We start from the raw sequence: 12631 nt of genomic DNA on the forward strand, positions 1-12631 counted from the left end.
TTAATCACCTAATTCCATAGTAACATCCCATTAAACTCTGTAGTACCATTTCATCCATTCAACTGTTTTTTTGATCCCCTCCGCCGGATTAACCTTAGGGTTATGTTTTAAGTCCCTGATAGATTTAGAGAAGTCTATGGTTTTCACCTGAGTTGTGAATGGTTCTGCCTCTTCGTAAGTGACCAGTGAATCATCCACTCCAACAGCATTTAAAACCAGATCAGAATAGTCCTTAATTTCCATTTCCCATTCCTGTTTTCCACCTATGTTGTAGGCCTCTCCTGGTTTGAAGTTATCCACTATATTTGCAAACGTCCTTGCAGTATCTTCAACGTAGTCTATAATACGTTTATGTCCCTTATAGACCGTGTAAGGTTTGTTAAATAGAGAATAATAAATAAATTTTGGTATGAAACCTCTGTAAGGTGTGAAATGTTCCTGCGGACCGTAACAGTTAACTGGGCGTACCCTGACGGTTTCTGTGTCAAACATGCTTGCAGAGTTCATGCACATGAGCTCCCCTGCCCATTTACTTATCGCATAGTCGTTCATTTGATAAGTATCTGAAATAGGATTTTTTTCCATGACATCTTCACTCATCACACCATTATAATCCCCGTAAACTTCAGCTGAAGAGAAAAAGATCATTCTGAAACCCAATTTTTCTTGGAGGCGTATCATGTTCTTTGTACCTATTACATTGGTCTGCCAGAGATTTTCGTAGTAGGCTTCACCGTTCCAGCGTCCGTATTCAGCTGCAAGATGGTAGACATAGTCATATTTTTGACCTTCAAATAGGTTTTCAACTTGCCTGTAATTTCTTACATCCGCCCTTATGTAATCATCTCTCTCATTGTTGTAGAGGTCAGCAGCTGTTACTTCATGGCCCCTGCTCATCAATTCGTTCACGAGGTTTGTTCCTATGAACCCTGCTCCCCCAGTTACCAATATTTTTTGGGTTTCTATTTTAATTCCTCCTAGTTTTGTTTAAAGAGAATGACTTTTCTTTGAAAGAAGTTAATAACTTTTCTGGATAATTATTAATTTAATGAATAAGTATTGATCATATTATAGTGTGTTTTAATTAATCAACATTTAATATAAATTTTTTCAATTAACTGAATGCTGTACTTTCATAAAAAGTCCTTGATCATTTTATAGAACAATCTTTTAACAAACATAGATACATTCCCAAAACAAATCAGTATTCCAATAAACTGCACACCCACAAATAATAAAAAAATATTTAACATAAAAACAATTATTTTCATTGAGATAGTTCTTGATAAACGTGACCATAATAAAGGATTAACACTTAATTGATCAAAATTTTAAGGTTAATAAGAAGGAATAGTGCAAAAAATGGGGGTTTAAACAATTAAAAATGGAGCTACAGTTCTGATTTTAATAATGATTGTACTTATTGTTGGAATATCCGGCTGCACAGAGAAAAAAGCCACAAACGGAACCTGGGGAGAAAAACCAGCTGCAAATTCATCTTCTTTGCAGGTGATAAATTCCACAGGAAATTATTACGATTACAACGGAACAAATTACTATTACGTTTCAGGATATATACAGAACAACGCTGAAAGCGACGCGTCCAACGTTAAGATAGTCACAACTGCATACGATTCATCAGGAAATGTATTTGCAGTCAATGACACTGCATATTTAAAACCACAAACAATCCCTGCAACTGGACAATCTAGGTTTTATGCAGGATTTGAGGATCCTGACAACAATATAGTGAGGTACGATGTGGAAGTAAGTATTACACAGTGAAACTGGTAAAGTTTAACTATTAATAACTGGTTTAACTATTAATAACTCCCTGCACTTCACAGAATGCTTTGAACTTCCCATTTTTAGACACTAGACCATTCCATGTTCCGGATTCAACCAGAGATCCACCATCAATCAGATAGATAACATCTGCCCTACGTATAGTGGACAGGCGGTGGGCAATGATCAGTATGGTTATAGAGCCATGCAGCCGCTCTATTGCTCCCAGTATATGCCTCTCATTTTCTGAGTCCAGGTTGCTTGTGGCCTCATCAAGTATCAAAAGGGAAGGTTTACGAAGAAGTGCCCGGGCCAGTGCTATTCTCTGCCTCTCACCCCCAGACAACTTAACCCCGCGGTCCCCTATAACTGTTTCCAGCCCATCAGGTAAATTTAAAACAAAATCATAGGCGGCTGCAAGCTTCAAAGCATCTTCAATATCCTTTTCATGCGCTTCAGGATTTGCAATTAATAAATTGGAACGTACTGTGTCGTTGAAAAGAAATGTTTCCTGTGCAACGTATCCTATCTGATTCCTCCATGAAACCATCTGATTGGCAGTTAACTTTTCTCCATTTAAAAACATTTCACCATTATCCGGTTGTATTAACCCCATGATCATGTCTGCAACCGTGCTTTTCCCTGCTCCAGATCTGCCGACAATTGCAGTTGTCTCTCCAGTTTTTATCATCAAGTTCAGTTCATTTATAGCAAAATTATTGTCTGAAAGGTAAGAAAATGAAACATTTCGAAGTTCAATTCCTCCATTTAAAACAGGACACTCATCTAAAACCGAACCTCCTTGAGCCTTATTATTTAAAAAAACCCCTGAAATTCCTTTGGAAATAAAGTTTTCTGGAATAGAACCTTTATGAATTTCTATTTCAGGTTCTGCAGCATCTTCACAGCGTTTTTCTAGATCCACAATCGTTCCAAATGCAGGTAACATGTTAATGAAATACTGGTAGCTCTGCTGGATACTTGAAAACATCGGAACCATACGAACAAATAAAAAGATCAACAAAAGAACCCCTGCAGTCGGAACGTTCATAACCTGGATCATAACAGCCACAATTACGCTCAAAAATACCACAGACCCAATTTCAAAGAACGCCCTCACATCTGCATAGCTTCGAATGGCATTGGTATATCTAAGGGCCACCTGGTCTGTTATCTTCGAAAATTCCCCAATATTGCTTTTTTGCATTCCAAAACTTTTGATGGTCTTCATACCGTCCATGTGCTGAATAATGGAGGAGTACATATCTTTGGATGTATAAGATAATTCTTCACCGCTAGAACGAGAGGAACTGGCTTTCTTTTTGAGTATGAGTATAAGCACAACCCCTACAAAGAGGATAAGAATTGTTAACAATCCATATACCTTTAATGTAAAAATTAGGTAAACAAAAAGTACCATTATACTTGATATCATGGTTAAAAACTGGTAGGTGCCGTTGCTTACCCTCTCAATTTCATAGGTTAAAGCATGGGCAAAGTCCGATGCCCTCATTTTAATGAAAAACAGCCAATTGGTATTGGTAATGCTCTTGTAAAGATGTTTTCTCAGGTGAGCTGCAAATTCGTATTCAATGGCGAAGCTTTTAATTGTCTGCCAGCGCCGTAAAATGGCATTCAGACTGATAACTGCCACATAAATAACCAGAACCATTACCAAAGTAGGTTTTAAACCTATAAAAGAAAAGAAGTATGCGGTTAAACCTGCTATCTGGCCCAGAGAACCCTGGCCAACATCCAAACCCACAAGCTGCATAAGTGGAAGCAGTAATAGGAGACCAACGGCTTCTGTGAGACTAATGAAAACCATCAAAGAAATGGCTAAGACAACCTTTCGGGACATAACCCTTTTTAAAGTTGACATATACATCCATGTACTGCTTTTTTGTATTTTGGCTTTAAAATTCTCCTTTTGGAACATTAAGTGCACCTTTAAAAATCATTGATTTTAAGAGATTTAAACAAGTATTGGTTTTGTGATACAAAATTAATATCTGAATGAAACTTATACAAGTCATGCATTTAATTCGGGAATGGAAAGGGTTATAATATTTTTTAATAATCCTTAAAAACATTTATAAACCTCAAAATGTAAGATACTGGTGGCAAAATCAGTTTTAATGATGATTCATCCCATTCTTTGTTTGTTGGATTAAATAAAATATTAAAAAGATCTTTAACCCGATTAGACCTGTTTTCCCGGATATTTAAACGTACATCTGCCATTTGGAAAATATTTTCAGAACCTTCCTGAAAAATCCTCTTTTTAACTTTAAAAACCAGATTTTTAACTTTCTCATCAGATTTTATATCTTCTAAAACAGCATCTGGAAGTTTTAAAGCAAATAGGCCCACCGCCAGAAGAAGACTAACCTTTAAAACTCGCTTAATTCCCAATTCATCAGCTTTTTCAAATACGTGTTCCCAATCCATCTCATGGGACTGGATCAACTTAGATATATCACATATCCACGATAAACGTTCCCAAAGGTGCCCAGAAGCATGTATACAGAGTATTAAAAACATATTCTCAGTTGAAAGAGAAGATATTTCCTTATTATTTACTTTAATCATTGTTCTACTTTCTGGATCCTCTAAAAATTTCGTTTCAGACGAAAATGAGAATGAAACTCCTGGAAACTGCCAGTGAATCTCAATATGCACATTAGTTTTAGGATTAACAAATTTGTACTCTCGCTGTGATTTGAGGAATCTCCTTTGCATGAACCCCTCTACTTCAAATTGGGGTTTGTATCCCTGAGAAACAAGAATTTCTTTAACCTTCAGCACATCCTTTCTATTAACAAAAATGTCAAGGTCATCGAACTGTCTAAGTGAAAGATTTTGGTATGCATAGAGGGCAAGAACCGGTCCTTTATATGGTACAGCAGTTATGCCCCCAGATCCAAACAATTTCAAAACTTTTAAAAGTTCCCCTAACATCAACAGGTTCCTTCGACCATTTCCCTCAAAATTCTCCTTTAACCTATCCAAAATAGTTTCAGGGACATTAAAATCCTTTAAATTCCAGTACAGAAGCTGTGTTAACCTATGTTGAGAAGCTCTCTGAATCAGATAATCCCAATTTAGACTTTCTTCAATTAAAGATCTGATTTTGACCTTAGTTTCAGACTCAAGAACCGTTCTGGCACATAACAAAAGTAATTTATCTTCAGGAACTATTTTCAATGCAAAATCAGTATTTTTTGTCATTTTCATATTTCCTCTTAACTTAAGATTTTTTAATGTTTTTGTGAAATATTAACGTTTTTATTAAAATTTTTGTGAATATCAAATTTTTTTTAAGCTTTTGTGAATTATTAAATTTCCATATTAAATTTTTATGTGAAGTTACTCACAAACTTCTAATCAATCAAAGGTAAATTTTAACGATTAAATAACTGCCTATTCTTTATAAATTATAAAATGCAATTAAATTCATATTCTGCTTCTTTTAATGCTTAAATAATAATATTTTTCGATTCTGCTTCTTTTAAGTGATAATTAATATTTTTAGCAGTTTTAATCCTGTGACTTGAATAGTGAATTTGTAATTCTGTTCCATATCAGTTTTTGTGAAACTATTCACAGTTATATAATAATATAAGTGAAAACTTTAAATAATACTCACATTATTATATACTATATGAGTTATTTATGTGAATCCTTTTCAATCACAATTCATACGATCATTAAAAAAAAAATAATGCGAAAAAATTGAAAAAGAGGTGGGAAAAATAAAAATTTTGAGAAAAAAACAAGTAATGCTGCTTTTATTCTCGTTTGTTTTTATAATTGCAATTTGTGGAACATCTGCAGCAGCCGTAACAGGCCAAAATACAAGTGTCTGTTCAAATGATTCAGTTTCAGCAGCTTCAAACAGTAGCGCTGATCCTGTAATCAATGGAACCGTTACTATAAATGAATATGGTACAGTAAGACCTTTACAAAACGCCACAGTTACTGTAAACTCAATGAGTAACCGAACCCTTGGAAGTGCAACCACTGACCAAAATGGATATTACTCAATAAGTTTTTACAGCACGGATAATCAGTTTAAAGTGACAGCGAGCTATCTTGGATGCAACCCAGTCAGCAAAACCGTAACAGTGACCCTGAATAATACTAACAATATTTCTTACGGTACATCAAACCTTCAATTAACCCCTATGAATGCAACCTTGGTCGACCTCGGAAACGGAGCATATGTCTATATCAAGTCAAAGGACAGTTACAACTTTGCAGGGATAATCCATGTGACTATCAATGGTACCACTTACGACGCCTACTGTATTGACCTGTATACGGATATTAGTACGGGAGATCGCCTTTTAGTTAACGGGGCTCTGCCTGGAACCACTGGAAATTTATCAACCCAGGTGGACTGGGGCAAAGTCAATTACATACTAAGCCACTACAGCGGCACAACCGACACTGAAGCCGCAGCAATACAATGTGCCATCTGGTACTTTACTTCAGTACAGTACGGAGTATACCCTGGAAATGATACATCACATTCAGGATACTACCAGTTCATGACCTACAATAAAAATAATTACAGCAGTGCAACTACACCTTACGATGGATACTGCAGAGGATGGTTTGGGTATGATAAATCTGTTTATAACAGGGCCTGGCAGATTATAAATGCTGCTGTTTCCATGCAGTACCCAACTAACATTACTTTAACTCCCGAAACAACCCGCGTATCCAACGGACAAAGCACAACATTAACTGCAACAGTAACAGACAAAAATGGCAACCCCCTATCTGGGATTACTGTCACATTCAAAACCAGTAAAGGAACCCTAAGCACCACCACAGGTACAACAAACTCTAACGGTCAGGTTTCCACAATTTTATCTGGATTAACAAACAGCACCGCAACAGTTACTGCAGGGGTTAGTGGAAATTACGGAGTATTATTATACGATAATCCAAAAGATCCTAAACAAGATTTAGTTACTGTTAAATTTTTACCTTACATCCTTTCAGACACTTCTATTGTAAACTTTGATGTAACAGCCAACGTTCAACTCAACCAAACAGCAAACTCACCTGTGAACGTTGGAGACAATGTAACTTATACCGTAACAGCTAAAAATAACGGACCAAACACTGCTACAGGTATAATTATTACTGATGCTGTGCCATCCGGATTAACAAACGTCACTGTAACACCATCAGCAGGAACCAGTTATGTAAATGGTGTGTGGACCATACCGACACTCATAAACGGAGCCACCGCAACCCTAACAATAACCGGAAACGCTGGAACAAGCATGGCAGGAACAACCACAACCAACACAGCAACCAGAACAGCACAAAATGAATACAACTCACAACCAACCACAACTTCAGCAAGTGTGTACACTAAAATGGCAGAAGTTAAATTCAGCCAGACTTCAACCACACCAGCAAATGTTGGAGATAACGTAACTTACGTGGTTACAGTAACCAATGAAGGACCAGACACAGCCACCAACACAATTATAACTGATAATGTGCCATCAGGACTGACAAACGTCACTGTAACACCATCAGCAGGGACCACATATGTCAATGGAGTTTGGACCATACCCTCACTAATAAACGGAGCCTCAGCAACCCTAACAATAACCGGAAACGCTGGAGCGGCCATGGCAGGAACAATCACAACCAACATTGCCACTAAAACTGGAGAAACAGAATACGACCCAACCACAATTGGTGAACAAACTACTGCAGATATTTATACTAAAGAAGCTGACGTGGTACTTACACAAACCGGAAATTATTCAGGTAGCACCGTAACGTTCGTTGTAACTGCAACCAACAACGGACCAGACACAGCCACCAACATAAACATAACTGATATAATACCTGCAGGGTTGACAAACTTTACTGTAAATCCAAGCATTGGAACTTACAGCAACGGAATATGGACCATACCAACACTTGCAAACGGAGCCATTGCAACCTTAACAATAACCGGAAATGCCACACCTGAGACAACCACAACCAACACAGCTAACAAAACCAGCCAGACAGAGTATGACCCTACACCTGACAGCACCACCAAGAGCATATACACTCCTGCTGTGGATATTAATGTGTTGCAGTATCCTTGGTATTATGACAGCACTGCAAAAGCATATGTTACAAGCTATGAACTGTATAACACTCCAGTATTCATTGTAGATGTTAGGAACTCTAAACTATATGATGATGCCACAGGCGTAATAATAGAATACATTGTTGGAACTGGTTTCAAATACATCGATCTCGACACCCACGGTATAGGAGTAGCCACATTTGACGGAAACCAAACTATAACATGGATCATTGGCAACATGCCAAAAAATAGTGACGTATTCATGACCGTCATGTGCCAAGCTATTGAAACAGGCAACAAAACAACGGATTTAACTAATATAGCTAAACTAAAAAGCGTGAATGAAAAAGATATGACCAGCACATATAACCAAGCTAACGTATCCATAGAAGTGCCACAATCCGCAGACATTCAAGTAAACCAAACGCAACAAAACAACACTCAAAACGTAACATATACCATAACCGTAACTAACAATGGACCCGAAAACGCCACAGGAGTACAAATAACAGACAAACTATCTACCGGATTAACATTCACATCAGCAGACACACACGGAATAGGAACCTACGACCCAACAACAGGAATATGGGACATAGGAACACTCAACAATGGAACAACAGTAACATTAACCTTAAATGCCAACATAACAGGAACCGGAACCATCAAAAACAACGCCGCAAAAACACAACAAACAAATAACGATTGGAACTTAGACAACAACTCACAACAAAACATCCTAATTATATCTGGACAATACACCCCAACTTGTGATATTCATGTGTTGCAGTATCCTTGGTATTATGACAGCACTGCAAAAGCATATGTTACAAGCTATGAACTGTATAACACTCCAGTATTCATTGTAGATGTTAGGAACTCTAAACTATATGATGATGCCACAGGCGTAATAATAGAATACATTGTTGGAACTGGTTTCAAATACATCGATCTCGACACCCACGGTATAGGAGTAGCCACATTTGACGGAAACCAAACTATAACATGGATCATTGGCAACATGCCAAAAAATAGTGACGTATTCATGACCGTCATGTGCCAAGCTATTGAAACAGGCAACAAAACAACGGATTTAACTAATATAGCTAAACTAAAAAGCGTGAATGAAAAAGATATGACCAGCACATATAACCAAGCTAACGTATCCATAGAAGTGCCACAATCCGCAGACATTCAAGTAAACCAAACGCAACAAAACAACACTCAAAACGTAACATATACCATAACCGTAACTAACAATGGACCCGAAAACGCCACAGGAGTACAAATAACAGACAAACTATCTACCGGATTAACATTCACATCAGCAGACACACACGGAATAGGAACCTACGACCCAACAACAGGAATATGGGACATAGGAACACTCAACAATGGAACAACAGTAACATTAACCTTAAATGCCAACATAACAGGAACCGGAACCATCAAAAACAACGCCGCAAAAACACAACAAACAAATAACGATTGGAACTTAGACAACAACTCACAACAAAACATCCTAATTACTACAACAACTTAAAATCAGTTATCGCAACATTTAGAAAAGAAATGATAGGGTTTACCTTAGGGTTAACCTTATGCATTTTTATATAAGTTTTTACAATACCAAAAACAGACTTAACCTTGCAAAGTGATAAAATGAAAGACAAAAAATCGTTGTATCAAAAACCCGAACTCAAAATTTATGGAAATTTGAAAGAACACACTAAAGGAACTCAATCTGGCGGAGTAGAGAATAACTCATTTAGACCATCCGGTCCAGAATAACCAGAATAACATTTCTTTCATTTTTTTGGTTAATATGACTAAATTCTATTTTTATAATGTTCACGGATTGAATGTTAAATCGTCCATCTATTTCCCAGAATTAACATCTGGAAAACAAGATTTTGATGTAACTATCCATTTTAAGAATGAGAAATCATTTTATCCTATAAAATCTAGTGAAAAGCAGGGTTTTAGCAAAATTATCGATACTGCTAAGAACATCATTTACTTACTGGACAACAAACCTCTTTTTAAAGTTAAAAATGGGCAGGAAATAATAGTAAATCCTAAATCAACTATTAACACAGATATAAACCTCAATTTTTTAAGATCATTAATTTTAGGTGCTGGAATGGGGATATTACTCATGCAAAGGGGTAATCTAGTACTGCATGCTAGTGCCCTAAATATGGGTGGGGGGGCTGTTGCTTTCCTAGGATGGTGTGGATCTGGTAAATCAACCATAGTAACTGCAATGAATAACAGAGGTTATCCCTTTGTAACAGATGATGTTTTAACAGTTAAAATTGATAAAATTGATATTCCCCTAGCATTTCCGAGTTTTCCAAGAGTTAAACTATGGGATGATACCATTAAACATATGCCAGATGATCCCACCTTATTTCAAAAAATTCACCCCGAAGTTCAAAAATATTTTTACAATTTGGAAAATAGTTTTTATCCAAATTCCTTGCCACTTAAAATGATTTATATAATTGAAGATGGTAAAAAAAATGAAATTATCCCCTTAAAAATGCAAGATGCATTGATAAATGTGGCAAAAAATTCGTATTGCATTAATACATTTGATTTTGACAGTAAGATGAAATCTCAAAACTTTTTTCAATGTGCAAATTTAGTGAAAAATGTTCCTGTAAAACGTTTAATAAGATATAAATCACTAGAAAAACTTGAATATTTAACACAAATCATTGAAGAAGATGTTTTTAATGTATTAAAATGAATAAACTTAAATTAAACAAAATTAATCTAATTTAGTGAAATATCACTCTTTTGCATCCATAAAAAGATTAATGTCACTAACCATATGTCCAATGAGTCATTACTATTATTTCCATGACTAAAGTTTCTATAGATATCCTGAAGCCTCTCCAAATCAATAAAATCTTTGATTATTTTATTATCAGAATATATAATATTTTCTAAACGTTTTTTTTCAAACAAAAGATTTCTATTGTACACAGGATCAACACCTGCTTTATAAGGACGCCATTGATTTTTTGGAGGTAATATCTTTTCCATAGAAACACGTAATATATATCGACTCCATCCAAACTTAAATTTCATTTCAGTGGGTATTGCATAACAAAATTCTATGAGTCTTTTATCTAAAAAAGGGAATCTGGACTCAATAGAAAAAGCTGAAGAAGATTTATTTTCTACTTCCATAATATGAAGATCCGTAAAAGAGTTGAGTAGTAGATGGTGAAGTTTTTTAGCTGTATGAATTCCTTGCCTAGGTTCCCAATAAATATCTTTCAGATATTTCTTAGCTTTTACTCTCTTTGCAAAGTCTTTATTTAATATTGAAATATTTGGTTTTTGATTATTATATGATGGTCTCAAACGCTTTATATAATCTGGAATCAATGGAAAAAAAACTTTAGTAAAAAAAAGATTAATAAAACTTATATTAGCCCGATTTGCATATCCTCTAAGCTCTCTTACCAATTTTTTCCATTTGAAGGTAAATGCAAGTTCTTGGAGGTAATTAGTACCGTATGAGATTACATTATCCCCACCGGTACCCCCCAAATTTATACGTACATCATTTTCGTACATTTTTTTGTATACATTCCATTTGGTTGATATAAAAGGAGTAAAAAATGGCTGTTCCTGATACCACAAAATAGTTTCTATTTGTTCCAAAGGACTAATCAAGTCACCAAAAATTAAAATAGATTCAATTCCACCAGTGTTTATTATACTATTGATGTAATATCTTTCATCAGACTGTGGAAATTCATCATAAACTATTGAAAATATTTTTATACTTAAATTGGATTTTTTGTCCTCGTTTAAAATTTTTTTTGCAATTGATACTATTGAAGAAGAATCCATCCCCCCACTCAGTTCAAAGCCTATAGGAAATGCACTTCTCAAACGGCACTTAACAGCTTCAGAAAATATCTCACGAAAAGCCATTATATACTCCTCTTCCGAATCTAATATTATCTCAGATTTCGCATCAATTTCCCAATATTCTTCTACTTTGTGCCCATTATGATCTATTGTTAAAGAATGTGCCGGTGCAAAACTAAAAATGTCCTTATAAAACGTTGATTTACTGTCTTCAATTACCATTAAATAAAATGCAAGGCCCACATCATTCAATTTATAAGGCACCTCAGGAATGATGAAAAGCGCCTTCATCTCAGTAGCAAAGAAAAAAGCATCATCCGACAGGTAATAGTAAAATGGTTTTACACCCATGTGGTCCCTGGCACAGAACAATTTTTCATTGTTTTTGTCCCAGATTGCAAAGGCAAAATCACCTAAAAGTTTATCAGGGCAGTCCTCACCCCATTTCTCATAAGCTTTGAGAATAAACAGACTGTCAGACACTTCTTTATTGTCATCAGGTTCCAAAAGTTCTGAAAGTTCTGCTCTATTATCAATCCGTGCATCTGCTGTTATGACCAGCCCAGACTCTTCATCTTCAAATGGTAGTTTTTCATGCAACGATTCAGGGGTTGTGAAGAGCATCTGGTGGCCAAAGGCAACAGGGCCTTCACACCATGTGCTTGATCCATCATGTCCCCTGTGGGCAAGTCTGTTATTCATTTTCTTTATCAATTCTGGATCAACTGACCTACCATCCCTGTAAAAAATACCTGTTATCGCACTCATGATTCATCCTCATTAAACAATTAATAAGTTAAAATCTACCATATTACATCTCTTATTATAATTAGAGAATCT

8 protein-coding genes are annotated in these 12631 nt (G+C 35.8%); 4 read left to right on the plus strand and 4 right to left on the minus strand.

The genetic code is table 11. From position 1 onward, the window contains the following. Positions 1–30 precede the first annotated feature (30 nt). Positions 31–966 carry an NAD-dependent epimerase/dehydratase family protein gene (locus tag MSWAN_RS06805; protein WP_048187989.1) on the minus strand — a complete coding sequence of 312 codons (936 nt, stop codon included), beginning with the start codon at positions 964–966 and terminating at the stop codon, positions 31–33. 444 nt (positions 967–1410) lie between these two features. On the opposite strand from MSWAN_RS06805, the gene MSWAN_RS06810 reads away from it, so the two are divergent. After that, positions 1411–1785, plus strand: coding sequence for an FxLYD domain-containing protein (locus MSWAN_RS06810; protein ID WP_013825887.1), 375 nt, complete (start codon positions 1411–1413; stop codon positions 1783–1785). A gap of 31 nt (positions 1786–1816) precedes the next feature. Here MSWAN_RS06810 and MSWAN_RS06815 read toward each other — a convergent pair whose 3' ends face one another. Beyond that, positions 1817–3724 carry an ABC transporter ATP-binding protein gene (locus MSWAN_RS06815; protein WP_013825888.1) on the minus strand — a complete coding sequence of 636 codons (1908 nt, stop codon included), beginning with the start codon at positions 3722–3724 and terminating at the stop codon, positions 1817–1819. 134 nt (positions 3725–3858) lie between these two features. Beyond that, positions 3859–5022 (minus strand): nucleotidyltransferase domain-containing protein, encoded by a 1164-nt coding sequence (locus MSWAN_RS06820; protein WP_048187993.1) that lies wholly within the window; start codon positions 5020–5022, stop codon positions 3859–3861. Between the two features lie 527 nt (positions 5023–5549). Here MSWAN_RS06820 and MSWAN_RS06825 point away from each other — a divergent pair. From MSWAN_RS06825 to MSWAN_RS06830, 3 genes are all read left to right on the plus strand, one after another. Further along, positions 5550–9440 (plus strand): Ig-like domain-containing protein, encoded by a 3891-nt coding sequence (locus tag MSWAN_RS06825; protein ID WP_144011560.1) that lies wholly within the window; start codon positions 5550–5552, stop codon positions 9438–9440. Positions 9441–9559: 119 nt separating this feature from the next. Continuing rightward, the gene (locus MSWAN_RS13135; RefSeq protein ID WP_265101166.1) at positions 9560–9688 is read left to right on the plus strand and encodes a hypothetical protein; all 129 of its coding nucleotides are present in this window, start codon (positions 9560–9562) and stop codon (positions 9686–9688) included. Positions 9689–9755: 67 nt separating this feature from the next. After that, on the plus strand, positions 9756–10652 hold the full coding sequence (locus MSWAN_RS06830; RefSeq protein WP_144011561.1) for a phosphoenolpyruvate carboxykinase (ATP): 897 nt from the start codon (positions 9756–9758) through the stop codon (positions 10650–10652). A gap of 26 nt (positions 10653–10678) precedes the next feature. On the opposite strand, the gene MSWAN_RS12285 is transcribed toward MSWAN_RS06830, so the two are convergent. Beyond that, complete coding sequence (locus tag MSWAN_RS12285) at positions 10679–12559, minus strand: lasso peptide isopeptide bond-forming cyclase (protein ID WP_013825892.1); 1881 nt, start codon at positions 12557–12559, stop codon at positions 10679–10681. Between the last annotated feature and the right edge of the window lie 72 nt (positions 12560–12631).

The organism is Methanobacterium paludis, from assembly GCF_000214725.1.
Classification (GTDB): Archaea; Methanobacteriota; Methanobacteria; order Methanobacteriales; family Methanobacteriaceae; genus Methanobacterium_C; species Methanobacterium_C paludis.